This window comes from Micromonospora sp. WMMC250 (assembly GCF_027460215.1).
In the GTDB taxonomy this organism is placed as follows: domain Bacteria; phylum Actinomycetota; class Actinomycetes; order Mycobacteriales; family Micromonosporaceae; genus Micromonospora; species Micromonospora taraxaci.
This window is the reverse complement of record NZ_JAPZBJ010000002.1, coordinates 6,015,073-6,036,610: the sequence shown is the minus strand read 5'-3', so window position 1 is coordinate 6,036,610 and position 21,538 is coordinate 6,015,073. Positions and strand designations below refer to the sequence as shown.

General features: G+C 72.0%; 24 protein-coding genes. 13 read left to right on the top strand and 11 right to left on the bottom strand.

The genetic code is table 11. The annotated features are described in order from the left end of the window. Positions 1-44: 44 nt before the first annotated feature. From O3438_RS27400 to O3438_RS27390, 3 genes are all read left to right on the top strand, one after another. Complete coding sequence (locus tag O3438_RS27400) at positions 45-230, top strand: DUF6104 family protein (protein WP_088987811.1); 186 nt, start codon at positions 45-47, stop codon at positions 228-230. Between the two features lie 98 nt (positions 231-328). Further along, the gene (gene pta, locus O3438_RS27395; protein WP_269682511.1) at positions 329-2,398 is read left to right on the top strand and encodes a phosphate acetyltransferase; all 2,070 of its coding nucleotides are present in this window, start codon (positions 329-331) and stop codon (positions 2,396-2,398) included. After that, positions 2,395-3,510 (top strand): acetate/propionate family kinase, encoded by a 1,116-nt coding sequence (locus tag O3438_RS27390; RefSeq protein ID WP_269682510.1) that lies wholly within the window; start codon positions 2,395-2,397, stop codon positions 3,508-3,510. The genes pta and O3438_RS27390 overlap by 4 nt, the downstream gene beginning before the upstream one ends. Positions 3,511-3,530: 20 nt before the next feature. Here O3438_RS27390 and O3438_RS27385 read toward each other — a convergent pair whose 3' ends face one another. Further along, positions 3,531-3,701 carry a hypothetical protein gene (locus O3438_RS27385; RefSeq protein WP_269682509.1) on the bottom strand — a complete coding sequence of 57 codons (171 nt, stop codon included), beginning with the start codon at positions 3,699-3,701 and terminating at the stop codon, positions 3,531-3,533. Positions 3,702-3,857: 156 nt separating this feature from the next. On the opposite strand from O3438_RS27385, the gene O3438_RS27380 reads away from it, so the two are divergent. Beyond that, the gene (locus tag O3438_RS27380; RefSeq protein ID WP_269682508.1) at positions 3,858-4,751 is read left to right on the top strand and encodes an alpha/beta hydrolase family protein; all 894 of its coding nucleotides are present in this window, start codon (positions 3,858-3,860) and stop codon (positions 4,749-4,751) included. A 50-nt stretch (positions 4,752-4,801) separates the two neighbouring features. Then, complete coding sequence (locus tag O3438_RS27375; protein WP_269682507.1) at positions 4,802-5,347, top strand: nucleotidyltransferase domain-containing protein; 546 nt, start codon at positions 4,802-4,804, stop codon at positions 5,345-5,347. On the opposite strand, the gene O3438_RS27370 is transcribed toward O3438_RS27375, so the two are convergent. Continuing rightward, positions 5,229-5,690 (bottom strand): MerR family transcriptional regulator, encoded by a 462-nt coding sequence (locus O3438_RS27370; RefSeq protein ID WP_269682506.1) that lies wholly within the window; start codon positions 5,688-5,690, stop codon positions 5,229-5,231. The genes O3438_RS27375 and O3438_RS27370 overlap by 119 nt on opposite strands. 90 nt (positions 5,691-5,780) lie before the next feature. Here O3438_RS27370 and O3438_RS27365 point away from each other — a divergent pair, with 90 nt between their 5' ends. Further along, positions 5,781-6,830, top strand: coding sequence for an aldo/keto reductase (locus tag O3438_RS27365; RefSeq protein WP_269682505.1), 1,050 nt, complete (start codon positions 5,781-5,783; stop codon positions 6,828-6,830). A 74-nt stretch (positions 6,831-6,904) separates the two neighbouring features. Further along, positions 6,905-7,873, top strand: a complete 969-nt coding sequence (locus O3438_RS27360) for an alpha/beta hydrolase family protein (protein ID WP_269682504.1) — start codon at positions 6,905-6,907, stop codon at positions 7,871-7,873. Between the two features lie 128 nt (positions 7,874-8,001). Here O3438_RS27360 and O3438_RS27355 read toward each other — a convergent pair whose 3' ends face one another. From O3438_RS27355 to O3438_RS27345, 3 genes are all read right to left on the bottom strand, one after another. Beyond that, on the bottom strand, positions 8,002-8,964 hold the full coding sequence (locus tag O3438_RS27355) for a zinc-binding dehydrogenase (protein ID WP_269682503.1): 963 nt from the start codon (positions 8,962-8,964) through the stop codon (positions 8,002-8,004). A gap of 52 nt (positions 8,965-9,016) precedes the next feature. Beyond that, positions 9,017-10,195 carry an NAD(P)-dependent malic enzyme gene (locus O3438_RS27350; RefSeq protein ID WP_269682502.1) on the bottom strand — a complete coding sequence of 393 codons (1,179 nt, stop codon included), beginning with the start codon at positions 10,193-10,195 and terminating at the stop codon, positions 9,017-9,019. A gap of 144 nt (positions 10,196-10,339) precedes the next feature. Further along, entirely contained in the window at positions 10,340-10,690 is a 351-nt protein-coding gene (locus tag O3438_RS27345) for a S24/S26 family peptidase (protein ID WP_269682501.1), read from the bottom strand. 84 nt (positions 10,691-10,774) lie between these two features. Here O3438_RS27345 and sodN point away from each other — a divergent pair, with 84 nt between their 5' ends. From sodN to O3438_RS27330, 3 genes are read left to right on the top strand one after another with little or no spacing between them, the layout of a single operon-like run. After that, positions 10,775-11,179, top strand: a complete 405-nt coding sequence (sodN, locus tag O3438_RS27340; protein WP_269682500.1) for a superoxide dismutase, Ni — start codon at positions 10,775-10,777, stop codon at positions 11,177-11,179. Then, a complete protein-coding gene (locus O3438_RS27335) occupies positions 11,176-11,721 on the top strand; it encodes a GNAT family N-acetyltransferase (RefSeq protein ID WP_269682499.1) in 546 nt (181 codons plus the stop codon). The genes sodN and O3438_RS27335 overlap by 4 nt, the downstream gene beginning before the upstream one ends. A gap of 32 nt (positions 11,722-11,753) precedes the next feature. Next, on the top strand, positions 11,754-12,161 hold the full coding sequence (locus O3438_RS27330) for an ATP-binding protein (protein WP_088987803.1): 408 nt from the start codon (positions 11,754-11,756) through the stop codon (positions 12,159-12,161). Between the two features lie 109 nt (positions 12,162-12,270). Here the strand turns inward: O3438_RS27330 and O3438_RS27325 are convergent, their stop codons facing one another. Then, entirely contained in the window at positions 12,271-12,660 is a 390-nt protein-coding gene (locus tag O3438_RS27325; protein WP_269682498.1) for a hypothetical protein, read from the bottom strand. 43 nt (positions 12,661-12,703) lie between these two features. Between O3438_RS27325 and O3438_RS27320 the strand changes: the two genes are divergently transcribed. Beyond that, complete coding sequence (locus O3438_RS27320) at positions 12,704-13,654, top strand: diacylglycerol/lipid kinase family protein (protein WP_269682497.1); 951 nt, start codon at positions 12,704-12,706, stop codon at positions 13,652-13,654. Between the two features lie 449 nt (positions 13,655-14,103). Continuing rightward, positions 14,104-14,361: a WhiB family transcriptional regulator gene (locus O3438_RS27315; RefSeq protein ID WP_007072794.1), complete on the top strand. Its 258-nt coding sequence runs from the start codon at positions 14,104-14,106 to the stop codon at positions 14,359-14,361. Between the two features lie 89 nt (positions 14,362-14,450). Here the strand turns inward: O3438_RS27315 and O3438_RS27310 are convergent, their stop codons facing one another. From O3438_RS27310 to O3438_RS27295, 4 genes are read right to left on the bottom strand one after another with little or no spacing between them, the layout of a single operon-like run. Further along, positions 14,451-15,254 carry a sirohydrochlorin chelatase gene (locus tag O3438_RS27310; protein ID WP_442929664.1) on the bottom strand — a complete coding sequence of 268 codons (804 nt, stop codon included), beginning with the start codon at positions 15,252-15,254 and terminating at the stop codon, positions 14,451-14,453. Next, positions 15,236-15,997: a phosphoadenylyl-sulfate reductase gene (locus O3438_RS27305; RefSeq protein WP_145779121.1), complete on the bottom strand. Its 762-nt coding sequence runs from the start codon at positions 15,995-15,997 to the stop codon at positions 15,236-15,238. The genes O3438_RS27310 and O3438_RS27305 overlap by 19 nt, the downstream gene beginning before the upstream one ends. Then, a complete protein-coding gene (locus tag O3438_RS27300; protein ID WP_167393614.1) occupies positions 15,994-16,155 on the bottom strand; it encodes a hypothetical protein in 162 nt (53 codons plus the stop codon). The genes O3438_RS27305 and O3438_RS27300 overlap by 4 nt, the downstream gene beginning before the upstream one ends. After that, positions 16,152-17,864 carry a nitrite/sulfite reductase gene (locus tag O3438_RS27295; RefSeq protein ID WP_269682496.1) on the bottom strand — a complete coding sequence of 571 codons (1,713 nt, stop codon included), beginning with the start codon at positions 17,862-17,864 and terminating at the stop codon, positions 16,152-16,154. Before O3438_RS27295 ends, O3438_RS27300 begins: the two co-directional genes overlap by 4 nt. A 368-nt stretch (positions 17,865-18,232) precedes the next feature. Here O3438_RS27295 and O3438_RS27290 point away from each other — a divergent pair, with 368 nt between their 5' ends. Then, positions 18,233-19,738: a glycosyltransferase family 39 protein gene (locus O3438_RS27290; RefSeq protein ID WP_269682495.1), complete on the top strand. Its 1,506-nt coding sequence runs from the start codon at positions 18,233-18,235 to the stop codon at positions 19,736-19,738. 193 nt (positions 19,739-19,931) lie between these two features. Here the strand turns inward: O3438_RS27290 and O3438_RS27285 are convergent, their stop codons facing one another. After that, a complete protein-coding gene (locus O3438_RS27285) occupies positions 19,932-21,524 on the bottom strand; it encodes a PAS domain-containing sensor histidine kinase (protein WP_269682494.1) in 1,593 nt (530 codons plus the stop codon). Positions 21,525-21,538 lie beyond the last annotated feature (14 nt).

Genomic DNA, 21,538 nt, shown 5'->3' with positions numbered 1-21,538 from the left:
CCACCCGCCCGGCCACCCGCCGGGCCGAGCACGAGGAAGCACGCATGTACTTCACCGACCGTGGCATCGAGGAACTTGTCGAGCGCCGGGGCGACGAGCAGGTCACCCTGGAGTGGCTCGGCGAACGCCTGCGCGACTTCGTCGACCTCAACCCCGACTTCGAAACCCCCATCGAACGCCTCGCCACGTACCTGGCCCGCCTGGACGACCCCGACGACGACGACGCGTGATTCCGTTCCACCCCCGGTGATCAAGAACTTTCGGTCACCATTGGGGCCGGAACTGACGCGAACGTCTTGATCACCGAGTGTGGGGTGGGGGTGGGGTTGTGGCTCGGAGTGTGTACCTGACCAGCGTCGGTTCCGGTGGGGGGAAGTCGACTGTCGCCCTTGGGCTGGCCGAACTGTTGTCCCGGCAGGTGGGGCGGATCGGCGTCTTTCGTCCACTGGTGGCGTCCAGCGGCGCGGACCCGATCCTCGCCCTGCTCAGCGAGCGGTACCGGGTCGAGGTGCCCCTCGCCGAACTGGCCGGGGCCACGTACGCCGAGGCGGCGACGCTGGTCGCCGACGGCCGGCGTGAGGAACTGATCTCCGCCGTCGTCGAGCGGTACCGGGCGGTGGAGCGGCAGTGCCCGGCGGTCGTCGTGGTGGGCAGCGACTTCGACGACCCGGGCGACCCGGCCCACCCTCGGGAGCTGGCCTTCAACGCCCGGCTGGCCATCGAGTTCGGCAGTGTCGTGGTGCCGGTGGTGGACGGCTACGAGCAGGAGCCGGCGGCCGTCGCGGCGGCCATGCGCGGGGCGTACCACGACCTGGCCGACCTGGGCGCGACAGTGCTCGCGGTGATCGCCAACCGGGTGACCGAGCCGATGACGTTGCCCGACCTGCCGGTCCCCGCGTACGCCATCCCGGAGGTGCCGAGCGTGTCGGCGCCGACGGTGGCCGAGGTGGCGGCGGCGCTCGGCGCCACCCTGCTGGCCGGGGACGACGCCGCCCTCGGCCGGGACGTGCTGGACTTCGTGGTCGGTGCCGCGCACGTACCGACCCTGCTGGACCACCTCACCGAAGGCGCCCTGGTGATCACCCCCGGGGACCGGGCCGACCTGCTCGTCGCCGCGAGCGCCGCGCACGTGGCCGGGCAGGTGTCGGTTGCCGGGCTGGTGCTCACCCTCGGCGAGCAGCCCGACCCCCGGGTCATGCGGTTGGTGGAGGGTCTGAACACCGGGCTGGCGGTGCTCTCGGTGGGCAGCGACAGTTACGACACGGTGGCCGCGTCCAGCCGGATCGAGGGCCGGCCCAGCGCGGCCAATCCGCGCAAGGTGGAGGCGGCGCTGGGCGCGTTCGAGCGCTGCGTGGACACCGACGACCTGGCCCGTCGACTGCGGGTCAGCCGCTCGGCGCGGGTCACCCCGCTGATGTTCGAGAACGAGCTGATCGACCGGGCCCGTTCGCACCGTCGGCACCTGGTGCTACCGGAGGGTGCCGAGGACCGGATCCTGCGGGCGGCGGAGATCCTGCTGCGGCGTGGAGTGGCCGAGCTGACCCTGCTGGGCCGGCCGGACGACATCGCCCGCCGGACCCGTGAGCTAGGCGTCGACCTCGGCGACGCGAACGTGGTCGACCCCGTCACCAGCGGCTGGCGGGACGAGTTCGCTGTCGAGTACGCGCGGCTGCGCGCCCACCGGGGCGTGACCGCCGAGCTGGCGCACGACATCGTGGCGCAACCCAACTACTTCGGCACGCTGATGGTGGCGACCGGACGAGCCGACGGAATGGTCTCCGGCGCCACGCACACCACCGCCGCGACCATCCGACCGGCATTCGAGATCATCCGTACGGTGCCGGAGGTTTCGGTGGCCTCCAGCGTCTTCTTCATGCTGCTCGCGGACCGGGTGCTGGTCTACGGCGACTGTGCCGTCAACCGCGACCCGGACGCCGCGCAGCTCGCCGACATCGCGATCTCGTCGGCCGACACCGCCGCCCGGTTCGGCATCGAACCCCGGGTGGCCATGCTGTCGTACTCCACCGGCAGCTCCGGCGCCGGCGAGGACGTGGAGAAGGTCGCCGCGGCGACCGCCCTGGTCCGGGAACGTCGGCCCGACCTGCTGGTCGAAGGGCCGATCCAGTACGACGCGGCGATCGACCCGGCGGTGGCGGCGACGAAGCTGCCGGGCAGCCCGGTCGCCGGTCACGCGACGGTCTTCATCTTCCCGGACCTGAACACCGGCAACAACACCTACAAGGCCGTGCAGCGCTCCGCCGGGGCGGTCGCCGTGGGTCCGGTGATGCAGGGCCTGCGGCGGCCGGTGAACGACCTGTCCCGGGGCGCGGGCGTGCCGGACATCGTCAACACGGTGGCGATCACGGCCATCCAGGCGGCCACCGAGGAGGCGTCGTGAGTCAGGTGCTGGTGCTCAACTGCGGTTCGTCGTCGGTCAAGTGGCGACGGTACGACGGTGACCGGACGCTCGACCACGGCACCGTCGAGCGGGTCGGTGAACCCGGTGGCGGCCCGGCGGACCACGCCACCGCCGTCCGGCGGATCCTCGACGGCCTCGACCTCGGCGGGCTGGCCGCGGTGGGGCACCGGGTGGTGCACGGCGGCCGGATGTTCAGCGCCCCGGTGCTGGTCGACGACGCGGTCCTGGCGGCGATCAGAGACCTGGTGCCGCTCGCCCCGCTGCACAACCCGGCGAACCTGGCGGGCATCGAGGTGGCCCGGGCGGCGCTGCCGGACGTCCCGCAGGTCGCCGTCTTCGACACCGCGTTCCACCACACCCTGCCGGAGGCCGTCGCGACGTACGCGATCGACCGGGACGTCGCCGAGCGGTACGACATCCGCCGGTACGGCTTCCACGGCACCTCGCACGCGTACGTGTCCCGCCGCACCGCCGAACTGCTGGGCCGCCCGTACGACGAGCTGAACACGATCACCCTGCACCTGGGCAACGGGGCCAGCGCCTGCGCGGTGTCGAGCGGTCGCAGCGTCGCCACCTCGATGGGCATGTCACCCCTTCAGGGGCTGGTGATGGGCACCCGCAGCGGCGACCTGGACCCGACCGTCATCTTCCACCTGCGCCGGGAGGGTGGGTTGTCGGTCGACGAGATCGACGACCTGCTCAACCACCGCAGCGGCCTGCTCGGGCTGACCGGCGTCAACGACATGCGCGAGGTGCTGCAACGCCGGGCGGCCGGCGACCCGGCGGCGACGTTGGCGTTCGACGTGTACTGCCGGCGCATCACCGGCTACGTCGGGGCGTACTACGCCCTGCTCGGCCACGTCGACGCGATCGCCTTCACCGCCGGGGTGGGCGAGCACGCCGCGCCGGTGCGGGCCGCCGCGCTGGCCGGTCTGGACCGCCTCGGCATCAGCGTCGACGACACCCGCAACGACGGCGAGGGCGACCGGGTGATCTCGCCCCCCGGGGCCGAGGTGAGCGTCTGCGTCATCCGCACCGACGAGGAGCGGGAGATCGCCCGGCAGACCCGGGGCGTGGTGGAGGGCAACTGACCTGGTCAGGTGCGCTTCGGTCAGCTCAGCGCGAACCAGGCGACGGCGGCCACCACCAGCACGACGACGGCCGCGCCCACGATCAGGGGAAGCCGGGACGGGGCCTCCGTCGGGGCTGCGGCCTCCGGCGTCTGGGAGAAGGCACGGAACGCCTCGGTGTTGCCGCTGGGGTCGGTGTAGTTCTCAGCCATGCCGGTGACCCTAGCGAAGCTGGTCACGCGGCACCGTCCCCGGTCCGCGTCGTCCCAAGCCGGATCCGGCTGGTTGACGTGACCCGACCGGGTGGCGGGCACAGCCGGGCCGGACGGTGGGGTGGCTACGCCCGCCCAGCCACCTACCGTAAAAGGATGGGGGCGGGGCGGCTGATCGCCGTGCTGATGACGGCGTTGCTGGCGGGTTGCGCGTCGGCGACGCCCGAGGCCGACCAGGGTGAAGCGCCGGCGTCAGCACGTCGAGCGCCCGAGGGGTCGTACGCCGTCGGCGTGCGTACGCTCACCCTCGATCCGCGCTCGGCGCGCCCACTGCCGGTGACCATCTGGTACCCGGTGTCGACCGACGGGGTGGCGGCCGGGCGGTTCCCGGTGGTGATCTACAGCCACGGGCTGCACAGCCGACCCGATCTGCACGCCGGGCTGACCACCCGCTGGGCGGCGGCCGGGTTCGTGGTCGCGGCGCCCGCGTACCCGCACACCCGGCAGGGTGCCGCCCAGTTCAGCAGGGCCGACGTCCGCAACCAGCCCGCCGACGCCTGGCGGTTGGTCCGGCACCTGGGCCGGCTCGACCGACGTCGCGACGACCCGCTCGCCGGGCACCTGGACCTGACGGCGGTCGCCGCCGCCGGGCACTCGGCGGGTGGCTTCACCACCTCCGGGATGTTCAGCGAGGGGCACCCGGCCCGGTTGCGCGCCGGGATCGTGATCGCCGGCGGTGGGCTGCCCGGCAGCTTCGCGGGGCTGGCCGCGCCGGTGCTCTTCGTGCACGGCACCGCCGACGCGGTGGTGCCACTGACGGTCGGCCGGGCCGCGTACGGGCGCACCCGAGGGCCGGCCGCGTTCCTCAGCCTGCTGGGGCAGGACCACGGCGCGTACCTGACGCCGGGCCACCCGGGTTTCGCCGCTGTCGTCGCCACCACCACCGACTTCCTCCGCTGGACCCTCTACGGTGACCGGGCCGCCGGTGCGCGGCTGCCCGCCGGCGCCCGCTCCCCCCTGACCCGCTACGAATCCCGCCCGGCCCCGTGACGCCGCCGGAGCTCGCTGGGCGGACCGCACCCGCCGGTACGGTGGGGCCGGTGCACGGGCTGACGCGCCGCCAGTTGGCGAGCATCGCCGAGGTGGTCGGGCTTGCCGGGGCAGCCGGCATCCCGGTGTGGCTGCGTGGCGGCTGGGCGATGGACTTCCAGCTCGGCGCGGTGACGCGTCCGCACGTCGACGTCGACTGGTACTGCTGGCACGAGGACGCGAACCGACTGGCGACTCTGCTGCTGGCCCGTGACTGGCGGCTCGACCCGCGCATGCCGGTGACGACGCAACTCGACCTGTTCTCCGCCGACGTGGAGGCCAGCTTCGCCTATCTGGGTCGGGACAGCGACGGACGACCGACGGTGGGTGGCGGGCCGTGGGCCGGCACCCCGCTCCCGGCCGGAATGCTGGACGCGCCACCCGGTCGGATCGGCGCGCTCACCGTGCCGACGATCTCGGTGGCAGCTCAGATCGAGTTCAAGCAGATGTACCCGGTGTGGATGCCGGAACGTCCCCGCCGACCGAAGGACGTGGACGATCTGGCCCTGCTGCGTGCCGTTTCTGGTCGATCAGGTCCTCGTACACCCCGACCTTGAAGGTGATCAGGTCCAGGCACTGGGTGAGCCGACCGAGCTGGGTGGTGACGCGCCCGTGGTGCTCCTGGAGGAGCGCGAGACGTTCCTCCTCGTTGCCCGCGCCCGCACGAACGAGGTCGGCGTAACGGCGCAGCGCGGGCAGAGGCATGCCGGAGGCGCGAAGGATGATGCAGACGGTCAGCCAGTCGACGTCGTCCTGGCTGTAGCTACGACGCCCGCCAGCAGCACGGCGGATCGGGCTGACGAAGACACCCTGCTGCTCGTAGAAGCGGAGCGCGTGCACGCTCAGACCGGTGCGCTCGGCGACCTGCCCGATGCTCAGACTCGCTGTGTTGTCAGCCATGCCGAGCAGGGTAACGAGGGTTGACCTAGAGCCGACTCTAGCTCCTAGGGTGCCACGTGATCGTCACTGAAGCGCCAAAGGAGCATCGACATGCGTTACCGCACTCTCGGCGGCACCGGCATCGACGTGAGCACCCACTGCCTCGGGACCATGATGTTCGGTGCCGTCGGCAACCCCGACCACGACGACTGCGTCCGCATCATCCACACCGCCCTCGACCAGGGCATCAACGTCGTCGACACCGCCGACATGTACGGCCGGGGAGAGTCCGAGGAGATCGTGGGCAAGGCGCTGCGCGGTCGCCGCGACGACGTCGTGCTCGCCACCAAGGTGCATTTTCCGATGGGCGAGGGCCCCAACCAGGGCGGCAACTCCCGGCGTTGGATCCTCAAGGCGGTCGAAGGGAGCCTCCGGCGGTTGGACACCGACTGGATCGACCTCTATCAGATCCACCGTCCCGACCCGTCGACCGACATCGAGGAGACGCTCTCGGTGCTCACCGACCTGGTACGCGAGGGAAAGATCCGCGCTTTCGGTTGCTCGACCTTCCCGGCCGAGGAGATCGTCGAGGCACACCAGGTCTCCGAACGTCGCGGTCTCGGGCGCCTGCGCAGCGAGCAGCCCCCGTACTCGATCCTGGCCCGTGGGGTCGAGGCCTCCACCCTGCCGGTCTGCCGGCGTTACGGCATGGGGGTGCTGGTCTGGAGCCCTCTCGCCTTCGGGTTTCTGAGCGGTAGGTACCGCAAGAACCAGCCCGTCGACCTCTCGACCGGGCGTGCCGTGCTCCGGCCGGCACAGTTCGATCCCACGATCGCCGAGAACGCCGCCAAGCTCGACATCGTCGAGCAGCTCGTCGACCTGGCGGCGAGCATCGGCTGCACGCTCCCCCAGCTCGCCATCGCCTTCACCGTGGCCCATCCGGCCGTCACGTCGGCGATCATCGGGCCGCGAACCCTGCCGCAGCTGGAGGACCTGCTCAAGGGCGCCACGCTCACCCTGGACGACGCCACCCTGGATCGGATCGACGAGATCGTGCCGCCGGGGACGAACCGGTACAACCCCAACGCCGCCTTCCCGCCACGCGCGCTGACGGACACCGCCATGAGACGGCGTCCCCTCAGCGAGCGGGCGGCAGCCTGACGCGCGGTGACCGGGCGGGCACACCCCGCCCAAGCCGTGCGGGCGGCACCGCCGGACAGGGCACAATTGGGTTCATGCCCCGTCGCGTGACTCCCGCACTGATGGCCAGCACCGTGCTCGTCGCCGGCCTGATCGGCTGCTCGGCGGACACCCGCCCGAGTGCCGGCGGGCAGACACCGCCGGCGCAGCCGAGACCCGTCGCCACGCCGACGCCGCAGGTGCCCGCCGGGTCCGCCCCGAAGACCACCTTCGCGGTCGGCGTACGCCAACTGGAGCTGAACCGGGACGGCCGGGCGCTGCCGACGACGCTGTGGTACCCGGCGGCCGGGCAGTCCGGCGGCACGGCCAAGCGGTCCGCGACCGCGGCGGAGGGCCGGTTCCCGGTGGTGATGTTCAGTCACGGGCTGGGTGGGCGGCCGGACGACTACGCCAAACTGCTGACCCGGTGGGCGGCGGCCGGTTTCGTGGTGGCCGCGCCGACGTTCCCGCACACCTCCAAGGGCGCCGACAACAACGTCCTCGACGTGCTCAACCAGCCGGCTGACGTGTCGTACGCCCTCGACCAGGTGCTGGCGCTGGACGGCACCGCCGGCGACGCGCTGCGCGGCCGGTTGGACGGCGAGCGGGTGGCCGCGGCCGGGCACTCGGCGGGCGGGGTGACCACCATCGGTCTGTTCACCACGGGTCGGGACGAGCGGCTGGACGCGGGTGTGGTGTTCGCCGGCACGGCACTCGGCGTGGGTACGGCGTTCGCCGGTGCGGCCGCGCCGCAACTGTTCGTGCACGGCGAGTTGGACGAGGTGGTCGAGTACGCGGCGGGCAAGGCCGCCTACGACAAGGTGCCCTGGCCGAAGGCGATGCTCAGCCTGCCCAAGGGCGACCACGGGCGGGCGTTGCTCGGCGACAGCGCGACACTGCGGCTGGTCTCGGACACGTCCGTCGAGTTCCTCCGCTGGTCGCTCTACGGCGACCCGGAGGCCAAGAAGCGCATTTCCACCGACGCCACGCGCGGCGACCTGGCCACCTTCGACGACCACCTCTGACCCCGCCGCGCCGCGCCGCGCGCCCCCAAGATCCGCGCAACATCCGGGATGTTGCTCCCTCAAGACGCCGGGAGGCAGCAGTTTCCCCGATGTTGCGCGGATCTTGACGGGCGCCGCAGGGCCGGGGGTCAGGCCTCGTGGTCAATGACGACCTTGCCGAAGGCGTCGCCGGAGTGCAGTCGGGCGAAGGCGTCCTCGACCCGGCTGAACGGGATGACGCTGTCCACCACCGGGCGCACCTCGTTCTCGGAGCAGAACTCCAGCAGCTCGTACAGCTCGCCGGGCGTGCCCATCGAGGTGCCCAGGATCTCCAACTGCATCGCGAAGACCCGGCGCAGGTTGACCGACGGCTCGTGCCCGGCGGTCGCCCCGGAGACCACGATCCGGGCCATCGGCGCGGCCGACTTCAGCGAGTGGTCGAAGGTGGCCGCGCCGACCGTCTCGATCACCACGTCGACCCGTTCCGGCAGCCGGGCGCCGGGCTCCACGGCGGTGGCGCCGAGGGCCGAGATCCGGTCGCGCTTGGCGGCGTCGCGGCTGGTCGCGTACACCCGCTTGCCCATCGCGACGGCGAGCGCGACGGCCGCGGTGGCCACCCCGCCGCCAGCGCCCTGGACCAGCACGCTGTCGGCGTCCGCGACGCGGCCCTTGGTGGTCAGCATCCGCCACGCGGTCAGCCAGGCCGTGGGCAGGCACGCCGCGTCGGTCGCCGCCATGCCGTCGGGCAGCGGGATCAGGTTCGATCGGGGTACGGCCACCCGCTCGGCGAGCGTCCCGGGAAAGTGCTCGGAGAGGATGGAAACCCCACGCGGGTCACCCGGAGTGACGACCACCGGATACACGACCACCGGGCGGCCCTCCGGGTCCAACCCGACCGCGTCGCAGCCGAGGATCATCGGCAGCTGGGCCTCGGTGAGACCCACCCCGCGCAACGACCAGAGGTCGTGGTGGTTGAGCGAGGTGGCCCGCAACTGCACGGTCACCCAGTCGTCGGCCGGAGGTGTCGGCTCCGGCCGCTCGCCGACGGTGAGCGCGGCGAGCGGATCGGCGTCGTCGAAACGGGAGGCAAAGGCAGCACGCATGATCGGCACGGTAACAAGCTGAGCGTTCGTTAAGAAGCCGCGCGCACCGGCTCGTGCGCCGCTAGCGGCGGGCCACGCCGTCGCGGCGGGCGGCTTCGGCCACCGCCTCGGCCACGGCCGGCGCGACGCGCGGGTCGAGCGGAGACGGGACGATCGCGTCGGCGGTCAACGACTCCGCCACCACTCCGGCGATGGCGTCCGCCGCGGCGACCTTCATCGCCTCGGTGATCCGGGTGGCGCCGGCGTCCAGCGCGCCCCGGAACACCCCGGGGAAGGCCAGCACGTTGTTGATCTGGTTCGGGTAGTCGCTGCGACCGGTGGCCACCACCGCCACGTGCCGGGCGGCCACCTCCGGGTGCACCTCCGGCGTCGGGTTGGCCAGTGCGAACACGATCCCGTCGGGGGCCATCCCGGCCACCGCGGTCTCCGGGATCTGGCCTCCGGAGACCCCGATCAGGACGTCCGCGTCGCGCAGGGCCTCGGTGATGTCGCCCTGGCGACCGTCGGCGTTGGTGCTCGCCGCCAGCTCGGCCTTGCTGCCGGTCAGGTCGGTGCGGTGCCGACCGATGATCCCCTTGGAGTCGCAGACCACCACCTGGTCGGGGTCCACTCCCCCAGCGATCAGCATCTTCGTCACGGCCACCCCGGCCGCGCCCGCGCCACTCACCGCCACCCGCAGGTCACCGAGCTTGCGGTCGAGCAGGTTGGCGGCGTTACGCAGGGCGGCCAGCACCACGATCGCGGTGCCGTGCTGGTCGTCGTGGAAGACCGGGATGTCCAGCGCCTCGTCCAGGCGACGCTCCACCTCGAAGCAGCGCGGCGCGCTGATGTCCTCCAGGTTGATGCCGCCGAACGACGGCGCCAGCGCCCGCACCGCCGCGACGATCTCGTCGACGTCCTGCGTGTCCAGACAGATCGGCACCGCGTCCACCCCGGCGAACTGCTTGAACAGCACCGCCTTGCCCTCCATCACCGGCAGCGCGGCGCGCGGGCCGATGTTGCCGAGCCCGAGCACCGCAGTGCCGTCGGTGACCACCGCAACGGTGTGCGCCGCCCAGGTGTAGTCGTCGGCCAGGTCGGGGTCGGCGGCGATCGCCTCACACACCCGAGCCACCCCCGGGGTGTACGCCAGGGAGAGGTCCTCCCGGCTGGTGAGCGGCACGGTCGAGGCGACGGCCATCTTGCCGCCCCGGTGCAGCAGGAAGACGGGATCAGCGGGGTCCACGGTGGATGAAGACATGGCGGTGACTCCAGGATCTGTCGAGCAGATGTGAGGCGGCGGGCCCGGCCGCGAGGTGGGCGGCGAGCGGTGGCACGCGGCGCGGGGGGTCACCCGGCACTTTCCGAGCATAGTGTCGGCACTGCCCCTCGGATGTGAGCAGGGTCATATCGGCCGGGGAGGCACCCGTCCGGGACGTGGCCAGTAGCGGGCCACGACCCTCCCCCGCACGTCGGCCACCCCGTACGCCCGGGAGTCGTCGGTGATCAGGTCGTTGTCCCCGCGCAGCCACCAGCCGCCGTCCTGCGGCCGGACCGCCCGCTTCACCACCAGCAGTTCGGGACGGGTCCGGAAGACCGCGACCACCACGTCCCCGGGTCGGATCGGACGGCCGCCGGGGCGCACCAGCACCGCGTCGCCGTGCCGCAGCGTCGGCGCCATGGACGGACCGGTCACCAGGACGGCGGTCAGCGGTCTGCGCAACCGGGCCGCCCCAGCCGGGTGATCGGCCTGCACTGGTTTCACCTCCACCCGGTTCGGGGAGCATTCCCAGGAGTAATGTCGCCTTTGATCATCGCAAACTTCCCATGGAGGATCCCGATGCGACTTCCGCGCATCCTTGCGCCCCGCGTCACCGCGAGCGCTCACTGCGACCTGCCGTGCGGTGTCTACGACCCGGCTCAGGCCCGGATCGAGGCCGAGTCGGTCAAAATGATCTGCGAGAAGTACCAGTCGAACACCGACCCGGAGTTCCGCACCCGGGCCATCATCATCAAGGAGCAGCGCGCCGAGCTGGTCAAGCACCACCTGTGGGTGCTGTGGACCGACTACTTCAAGCCGCCGCACTTCGAGAAGTACCCGAACCTGCACAGCCTGTTCAACGAGGCCACCAAGCTCGCCGGCGCCGGCGGCGTCAAGGGCAGCCTGGACCCGGCCACCGCCGACAAGCTGCTCTCGAAGATCGACGAGATCTCGAAGATCTTCTGGGAGACCAAGAAGGCATGACCTCGTCGGTCATACCGACGATCCGGCCGGCACGTCCCGAGGACGTGCCGGCCGTCGTCGCCATGGTGCACGAGCTGGCGGAGTACGAACGCGCCCCCGAGCAGTGCCACCTCACCACCGAGCAACTGACCTCGGCCCTGTTCGGTGCCGGCCCGGCGTCGGAGGAACCGAGCGCTCCGGCGCTCTTCGGTCACGTCGCCGTGGACGAGCGTGACGAGCCGATCGGCTTCGCGCTGTGGTTCCTCAACTTCTCCACCTGGGCCGGCGTGCACGGCATCTACCTGGAAGACCTGTACGTCCGGCCGTCCGCGCGAGGCACCGGAGCAGGCCGGATGCTGCTCGCCACCCTGGCTGACATCTGCGTACGACGCGGCTACCGGCGGCTGGAGTGGTGGATGATCGACTGGAATCCGGCGGCCGGCTTCTACGCCTCGATCGGCGCGGAGCAGATGAGCGAGTGGGTGCCCTACCGGCTCAGCGGCGACGCCCTGCGCGAGTTGGCCACCCAGGCCACCACCGTCGGCACGCGTAGGGGCGACTGACCGGGTAGAGTCCCCGACCGGGGGGATGAGGCGTGACTCAACTGACTGGCCAACCAGCCACCGACGACGACGTGGTGCACCTCACGGTGCCTGCCGACGGTGGTTACCTCGGCGTGCTCCGCACCGCCACCGCCGGTCTGGCGGCCCGGTTGCAGTTCGCACTCGACGAGATCGAGGATCTGCGGATCGCCGTCGACGAGGCGTGCGCCATGCTGCTCGCCATCGCCACCCGCGACGCCGAGCTGGAGTGCCGCTTCGCCGTCACCGAGGACGCACTGACCGTCGAGGTGACAGTGCCGACCGTGCGGGGCGCCACGCTGCCCGCCGAGTCGTCGTTCGCCTGGAAGGTGCTCACCGCGCTGACCACCTCAGCGTCCGCCACGGCCGCCGACGGCCGGGCGACGATCGCGCTGCTCACCCGCCGCTCCGGCGGTTACTGACCCGCTGCTCCACCACCGGCCACCGGCCCGGCACTGCCACTGACCGGCCCGGCACCCGCCGGATCCGCCACGGTCACTGGATCCGGCACGGTCACTGGAACCCGGTCCGTCACTCGAAGCCGAGGGCCCGGGTCGTCGGAGGGCTGACCAGCAGCCAGCCCACGCCCAGGCCAAGCGCCATCAACGGCACGCCCAGCCAACCCAGCCCGCCCTGGATCATGAACCACCCGATCGGCAGCAGCATCAGCTGGAGCACGATCGCGGGGGCCCGTGCGCCCGCCTGACGGCGCAGCAGCGCCCGACCCAGCGCCCAGAGCGCCACCGCCGCCCCGATGGCGAACACGGTCACCAGCAACGCCGACAGGAGGTCGGTGGTGGTGGCCGTGAGGTCGGCCCAGATGAGCCAGAGCGCGATCAGCCCGACGACGGCCGCTTCCGCCCACAGCAGCCGCACCGCCCAGCGGAGCGTGACGGGAATCGGGGCCGAGTCGATGGTCACGCGCGCCACGATACCCGGGCGGCCGGGAGGTACAGTGCCGCCCATGCGGGCCGTCCTGGTGGTCAATCCAAAGGCCACCACCACCAGCGAACGCAGCCGGGACGTGCTTGTCCGGGCGCTGCGCAGCGAAGTCGACCTCAGCGTGCGCTACACCCGTCGGCGCGGGCACGCCGTGGCGCTGGCCCGGGAGGCCGCCGCCGAGGGGGTCGACCTCGTCGTCACCCTGGGTGGCGACGGCACTGTGAACGAGGTGGTGAACGGTCTGATGACGGCCGACCCGCCGAAACTCGGCGAGGACGCCTCGATGGCCGAGCGACTGCCCGCGCTGGCGACCGTTCCGGGTGGCAGCACCAATGTGTTCGCCCGCGCGGTGGGCCTGCCCCGGGAGTGGCCGGAGGCGACCAGCATGATCCTCGAAGGGCTGCGGCTGGGCCGGAGCCGGACGGTGGGGCTGGGACGTGCGGACGACCGCTACTTCACGTTCTGCGCCGGGTTCGGCCTGGACGCTGCGGTGATCCACCGGGTGGAGCAGGCTCGGCGCAAGGGACGGGTGTCCACGCCGACGCTGTACCTGCGCTCGATCATGAACCAGTACTTCTTCGCCTCGGACCGCCGGCATCCGGCGATCAGCCTGGAGCGTCCGGGCGAGCAGGCGGAGTCCGAGTTGGCCACCGTCATCATCCAGAACACGGCGCCCTGGACGTACCTGGGCGACCGGGAGGTCAACCCGAACCCGGCGGCGTCGTTCGACCTCGGGCTGGATGTGCTGGCCCTGCGTCAGCTCCGGGTGGCTAGCACAACACGGACAGTGACGCAGTTCCTGTCTCGGCAGCCGGATCCACGAGGTCGTCAGGTGTTACGACTCCATGACACGCCGGAGTTCACCCTGGTCTCCAGCCGTCCGCAGGCGTTCCAGCTGGACGGCGACTATCTCGGCGAGCGGGAGAAAGTCAGATTCACCTCCGTTCCGGCCGCACTGAGAGTAATCTGCTAGGTCTCGGGTACTGCCCTTGGTCGACACGGTGGCCACAACCGCATCGGCCGGTCGCCGCCACACCGAGGGGCAGGTGCCGGAAATGTCAGCAATGTCACGCGGACTGTACTATATTGATCCTCGACTGTGGCACGGCGGGTAACCAGGAAAGCACTGGAATCCGGACAAACAGGTTGTGGGCTTGCTCACCGCCCGGAGTTTTTCCGAGCGTCACCCTTGACATCACGAGCGTTCGTGAAAGTATTCACAAGCGAACTTGAGTTACCGGGACATTGCCTGGATATGCTCGTCAGGTTGAGCTGTTCCAGCAGGTCCCCGGCGCTGACCGCCTGCTCACGCACTGCCGAATGGTCGGACGCTAACTGTCACCACCGGCACTGCGGATGCATATAGGAAAAGCACGACAAGCAATTGTTTGCCACCCATCCAGAATGAGGAGTGTTGCCGCCATGGACTGGCGTCACCATGCTGTCTGCCGCGACGAGGACCCGGAGCTGTTCTTCCCGATCGGGACGTCCGGGCCGGCTCTCCTGCAGGTCGAGCAGGCCAAGGCCGTCTGCCGGCGCTGCTCCGTGACCGATCAGTGCCTGCAGTGGGCGCTCGAGTCCGGTCAGGACGCCGGCGTCTGGGGCGGAATGAGCGAGGAGGAGCGGCGCGCTGTGAAGCGGCGTGGCGGCCTCCGGGTGCTGCGCGCTCACTCCGCCTGATCCCCCAAACGACACAGCTGTACGCCCCGGTGGGTTCACCCACCGGGGCGTTCCGCTGTCCGGCACCTGCGACGTCGTGCCGGCACGGGTCACCCCGTCGAGGCAGGCACCGGCCGATCGTCGACCCGCCGCAACACCAACTCCACCAACTCCGGCGCGTTGGTCAGCGGTGCGGCGACCGAGACCGCCCCGGCCGCGCGGGCCGCCTCGGCCACCGCGTCGTGAAACAGGCCGGGCGCCAGGAAGTACGCGCACACCGCGACCCGCCGCGCGCCGGCAGCCCGGAGTCGGGACACCGCCACGCCGGCCGACGGCGGAGCCGCCGAGGCGTACGCCACCCGGCAGGGCACCTGGAACTCGTCGCCGAGCGCGTCCGCGACCCGACCCACCGAACAGCGCGCCCGCGCGTCGCGGGTGCCCGCCGCCGCCAGCACCAGCGCGTCGAAGCGGCCCGGACCCGCCTCGTCGAGCCGGCGACGCAACCCGCCCAGCAGCCCCGCGTCGACGGTCCCGTCCGCCGGACCGAGCACGTCGGTCACCCGCACCGCCAGCGGTGGCCCGGTCCGCGCCGCCGCGGCGACCGCCGCCGGGATGTCCACCCGACGGTGGTACGCGGCGGTCAGCAGCAGCGGCACCAGCACCGCCCGACGGTGACCGGCTGCGGCCAGGTCACGCAACACCGCTGTCGGCCCCGGCTCGGTGTGGTCCAGCCAGCTCGCCCACACCGGTGTGCCCGGACGGGCCGCCGACACGGCTCGGGCCAGCGCCTCGGTGGCCTCGGCCGCTCGCGGATCGCGGCTGCCGTGCGCGACCAGCACCACCGGGTCGGCCCCGCCGGCCGCACCGGGGCCGGTCGGGGTCGTCGCCGGTGAGGTCAGACGTGCAGGCCGCACTCGGTCTTCTCGAACATGGCCCACCGGCCGGCCCGCGCGTCCTCGCCGGCCTTGGTGCGGCGGGTGCACGGCCAGCAGCCGATCGACCCGTAACCCTGCTTGAACAGTTCGTTGACCGGCACGTTGAAACGGGCGATGTAGGCGTCCACGTCCCGCTGCGACCACGCCGCGATCGGGTTGACCTTGACCCTGCCGCGCCGGGCGTCGAAGGTCACCACGGGCGTGTTGGCCCGGGTCGGTGACTCGTCCCGACGCAGGCCCGCAGCCCAGGCGTCGTACCCGGTCAGCGCCCGCTCCAGCGGCTCCACCTTGCGCAGCTGGCAGCAGTCGTCCGGCGACTTGTTGAACAGCCGGGGGCCGTACTGGCCGTCCTGCTGACCGACGGTGAGCCGCGGCCGGATCGACCGCACGTTCACCGGGAGCGTCCGGGCGACCTCGTCGCGCACCCGCAGCGTCTCGGGGAAGTGCAGGCCGGTGTCGAGGAACACCACGTCCACGCCCGGCGCCACCCGGGACACCAGGTGGGCCAGCACGGCGTCGGCCATCGAACTGGTGACGCAGAACCGGTCACCGAAGGTCTGCGCCGCCCAGCGGGCGATCTCCAGGGCCGGTGCGCCCTCCAGGTCCCGGGCGGCCTGCTCGGCGAGGGCCCGCAGCTCGTCCGGGTCGCGCCGGGCCGGATCGGTCGGCGTCGGGCCACCCGGACCGACCAGGCGCAGACTCGCGGCGGAGACGAGGCTCATCGGGTCACCGCCCGCGAGAGCAGGCCGGTGAACTTCACCGAGAAGACTCGGGTGCAGGCGTGGCACTCCCACGCGCCGTGCCCCGCCTCGTGCGGCCGCAGGTCCTCCTCGCCGCAGTACGGGCAGTACAGGGGTGCCGCTCGGTTCTCGCTGCTCACCGCAGGTCCTCCTCGTCGACTCTGATCACCCAGTTGGCGAACGTCTCGCCCTCGCTCCGACCGGCCAGGTAGCGGCGGGCCAGCCGTTCCACGTACTCCGGAAGCTCGTCGGCGGTGGTCTTCAGGCCGCGCAGCTTGCGGCCGAAACCGGCGGTCTGGCCCTGCGCCATGCCCAGGCCGCCGCCCAGGTGCACCTGGAAGCCCTCCACCTGCCGACCGTCCGGGCCGACCACCAGTTGACCCTTGAGCCCGATGTCGGCGACCTGGGTGCGCGCGCAGGCGTTCGGGCAGCCGTTGATGTGGATCGAGATGTCCGCGTCGAAGTCGCGCAGCCGCTGCTCCAGCCGCGCCACCAGCTCCTCGCCGCGGGCCTTCGTCTCGACGATCGCGAGCTTGCAGTACTCGATGCCGGTGCACGCCATGGTGCCGCGCCGCCAGGCCGAGGGCCGGGCCTCCAGGCCGATCCCGCGCAACGCGTCGACCAGCGACTCCGTCCGCTCCGACGGCACGTCGAGCACCAGCAGCTTCTGGTACGGGGTGAGCCGCACCCGGTCGCTGCCGTGCGCCTCGACCACGTCGGCCAGTTGGCTCAGCTGCGCGCCGGAGACCCGTCCGACCACCGGGGCGGCGCCCACGTAGTGCCGCCCGTCGGCCTGCTCGTGCACGCCCACGTGGTCGATCGGCTTCGACGGCAGGGTCGGCGCCGGGCCGTCGAGCAACGTGCGACCGAGGTAGTCCTTCTCCAGGACCTCCCGGAAACGCTCCACACCCCAGTCGGCCACCAGGAACTTCAGCCGGGCCCGGTTGCGCAGCCGGCGGTAGCCGTAGTCGCGGAAGATGCCGACGACACCGGCCCACACGTCCGGTACCTCGGCCAGCGGCACCCAGACGCCGAGCCGCTGGGCGAGCATCGGGTTGGTGGAGAGGCCACCGCCGACCCAGACGTCGAAACCGGGGCCGTGCTCGGGGTGGTCGACACCGAGGAACGCGATGTCGTTCGACTCGTACGGGGTGTCGACCAGCCAGGAGATCGACGTCTTGAACTTGCGGGGCAGGTTGGAGAACTGCTTGTCGCCGACGTACCGGGAGACGATCTCGTCGATCGCCGGGGTGGGGTCGAGCACCTCGTCGCGGGCCACCCCGGCGACCGGGCTGCCCAGCACGATGCGCGGGCAGTCACCGCACGCCTCGGTGGTCTGCAGACCGACCGACTCCAGTCGGCGCCAGATCTCCGGCATGTCCTCGACCCGGATCCAGTGGTACTGGATGTTCTGCCGGTCGGTGATGTCGGCGGTGTCCCGCGCGAACTCCCGCGAGATGTCCGCGATCACCCGTAGCTGGGCCAGGCTGAGCTGGCCGCCGTCGATGCGGACCCGGAGCATGAAGAACTCGTCCTCCAGCTCGTGCGGCTCCAGCACGGCGGTGCGCCCGCCGTCGATGCCCGCCTTGCGCTGGGTGTAGAGGCCCCACCAGCGGAACCGTCCCCGCAGGTCCTGCGGGTCGATGGAGGCGAAGCCCCGGTGCGCGTAGATCGTCTCGATGCGGGCCCGGACGTTGAGCGGGTCGTCGTCCTTCTTGATCCGCTCGTTGGGGTTGAGCGGCTCACGGTGGCCGAGCGCCCACTGGCCCTCACCCCGTGGCCGGCGCGGCGCTCGGGTCGGGCGAGCCGTCGGGTCCTCGGAACGGGCCGGGATGCTGCTGACCGCCATCGCGGCGTCCTCCGTTGTCTGCTGTGCCTCGGTGTACGCGGGGCGCGGCGGCCGGCCCGCGAAGCGGGCGGGACAACGGTGTCTTCAGACAGCCGGCGCGGAGCGCGCCCGAGACGGATTGGTCGGGCGTCGTCAGTAGGCCGGACAGATCGCGCTGCGCACGCGGCCGTAATCGACGTGGCGACGTGCCACGAAGCGGCGGACGACTGCGGCGGTCATGGGCCCATGCTGCCACACGCCAAGGGGGCCGGCCAATGTCCGCGTGCTGGATCCCACATCACGGGCCGGCGGCTCGCCGAACGGCCTGGCGGCCACCGCCTGCCGCCAGCTGACACCCACGGGCGGCAGGGCCGTGGCAGGCTCGAACCGTGGGCGGATTGTCCGAGAAGTCGAGCGGGGCGGCGTGGGACCACCTGCGCCGCCCACCGGTCTGGCTCCCCCCGGCGCTGCTGACCCTGGCGGTGACGGTGACCGGCCTGGGCTCCGCCCAGCTCTGGCGCGACGAGCTGGCCACCTGGAGCGCGGCCACCCGGTCGCCCACCGACCTGGCCCGCCTGGCCGACACCATCGACGCCGCGACCGGCCCGTACTACCTGCTGATGCACATCTGGACCAGGATCGTCGGCGACTCCACCGTCGCCCTGCGCGTGCCGGCCGTGCTGGCGATGACAGTGGCCGCCGGGCTGCTCGCCGTGCTCGGCGCGCGGCTCGTCGACCGGCGCACCGGTCTCTTCGCCGGCCTGGTGTTCGCGGTGCTCCCCGGCACGTCGCGCTACGGCCAGGAGGCCCGCCCGTACGCGCTGGCCACCATGCTCGCGGTGCTCGCCACAGTGCTCCTGGTGACCGCGCTGCGGCGGCCGAGCTGGGCCCGTTGGGCCGGGTACGCCATCGCAGTCACCGCTCTCGGACTCATCCACCTGATCGCGCTGACGCTGCTCGCCGCGCACGCGCTGGTCGTCGTACTCGCCTGGTGGCGCGGGCCCGCCGATGCCGGTGTCGGCACTCCGGACCACACCACCGTCGAGCGGGACCGGCGGGTGTGGCGGTGGGTCATCGCCGTGGTGCCGGTCGTGCTGTTGGCCGGTCCGTTGCTGGTCAAGGCCCGGACCCAGCAGTCCCGGCAGTTGAACTGGGTGGGTCTGGCTCGGCTGGATGACCTGACCGCGCTGCCCGGCGGCGTGGCCCAGAGCAGTGTCGTGGGCGGACTGCTGCTCGGGGTGGCCGCGCTGGGCGCGGCACGGCTCGGACGCCGGGCACTGCTGCCGGTGAGCGCGGTGCTGCTGCCGGTGCTGCTGCTCTTCGCCGCCGGTGCCGTCGTACCCCTGTGGGTGCCCCGGTACCTGGTCTTCGTGGTGCCCTTCGCGTGCCTGCTGGCGGGCGCGGCCCTGGCCGCGGTGGCCGCGCCGGCCGCGCTCGTCGTGGTGGTCCTGGCCGGGCTGCTCGGCCTCCCCGACCAGGCCGCGCTGCGGCGGACCCACGAGTGGCCACGCAACGCGCCGGTGGACTACGCGGGCGCGGCAAGAGTGATCGGCGACGGTCAGCGGCCCGGTGACGCGGTGGTCTACTCGCCCCGACACAGCTGGCTCTTCCTCGACCTCGGCATCGAATACCACCTCCACGACCCGCCCCGCGACGTGCTGGTCACCGAGGACGAGGCCCGCCGGGGTGACCTGTGGGCCGCCGAGTGCCCCCAACCGGCGCAGTGCCTGGCCGGCACGCCACGGGTCTGGCTGGTCGTCAGCGGCCGGCACCCCGATCCGCTGGCCGCAGTGCCCGGCGCCAAGGGCGACGCGCTCCGCGCGCAGTTCACCGTCACCCAGGTCTGGCAGCGCCCCGGCCTGGCTGTCGCCCTGCTGACCCGCTCCGCCAACTGACCCGGCTCCGGCGCGCCCGCAGGTCGGCGGGCAGAGGGCGTGAGACGGCCTGGCAGCGGCGCCTTCCTCAAGGCGATATACCTCCGAGTCATAAATATGACCCAGAGGTATGTCGCTCAGAACAGTGGGACCGTCCCACCGGTACTCGTGGGCAGCGCCCGTCAAGCACGACCGGAACGGCAGGCGTGCGACCTCAGGCCTGTGAGCGACCGTCCGGGGCGTTACGCGCCAGCGGGACGACCAGCACGGCCTCGGTGCCGCCGTTGGCTCCGGCGCGCAGCTCGATGGTGCCGCGCAGTTCCCCGGTGACCAGGGCCCGGACGATCTGGAGGCCGAGCCGGCTGGCACGTTCGGCGTCGAAGTCCGGTGGCAGGCCGCGCCCGTTGTCGGCCACCGAGACGTGCAGCATCTTGCGGAACCGATGCGCCGAGACCACCACCTCGGGTCGCAGCTCCGGGTCGACCTCGGGTGCGGCGACCGGCACCATTCCGGAGGCGGCGGCGGTCAGGGGCTCGTCCTCCTCGTCGCTCGGCGGGAAGCCGTGCTCGACGGCGTTGAGCAGCAACTCGTTGAGGACCATCACCAGCGAGGTGGCGATCTCCGCCGGCAGCACTCCGAAACTGCCCCGCCGTCGCATGCCGACGCTCACCTCGGTCGCCGCGACCTCGGTCGCCGCGCTGGAGACCCGGTCGACGATGCCGTCGAACTCGACCGCCTCGTCACTGGACATGGAGAGCGTCTCGTGGACCAGGGCGATCGAGGCGACCCGGCGTACCGACTCCTCCAGTGCGACCCGCGCCTCCGGCATGGCCACCCGGCGGGCCTGCAATCGCAGCAGCGCGGCCACGGTCTGAAGGTTGTTCTTCACCCGGTGGTGGATCTCCCGGATGGTGGCGTCCTTGGTGATCAACGCCCGATCACGACGCCGTACCTCGGTGATGTCCCGGACCAGCACCAGCGCGCCGATCGGCACCCCGGCGGGCATCAGCGGCAACGCCCGGGTGAGCATCGTGGCCCCTCGGGCGTCGATCTCCCGTCGCGGCGGACCCTCGCCGCGCAGCGCGGCCAGGATGCCGTTCGCCGCCTCGGTGCCCTCCAACGGATCGCCGGCGAGCCGGCGGTGCAGCGCGGCCAGGTCCTCACCCACCAGATGGGAGGCGTAGCCCAGTCGGCGGTACGCGGACTGGGCGTTCGGGCTGGCGTAGGTGACCTTCCCGCCGGCGTCGAGCCGGACGAGGCCGTCGCCGACCCGGGGCGCGGAGGTGGTCTCGCCTGGATGCCGGGGCGGCGGGAACGTGCCGTCCGCGATCATCTGCGCCAGGTCGTCCGCCGTGGTCAGGTAGTTGAGTTCCAGTTGACTCGGCGTACGCGCGGTCGAGAGGTTGGTGTCCCGTCCCACGACGGCGATCACCTCACCGGCCTCCCCCTCGGCGGTGCGCAGCCGGACCGGGATCGCCTCGTGCCGGGCCGGCACGTCGCCGTACCAGACCGGGTCACCCTCCCGCCAGATCCGGCCCTGGGAGTACGCGACGCCCAGGTGTGCCACCTCCGACCCGCCGACGATGCGCCCCACCTGGTCGTCCTGATAGGCGGTGGGGGCGGTCGTCGGGCGGACCTGGGCGACGCAGAGGAACGTGCCGTCGGCGTCGACCGGCACCCAGAGCAGCAGGTCGGCGAAGGACAGATCGGAGAGCAGTTGCCAGTCGCCGGCGATGCGGTGCAGGTGGTCGATGTCGGCCGGACGGAGATGGGTGTGCTCCTCGGCGAGGTCGCGCAGCGTGGACACGGTGACCAGGGTGC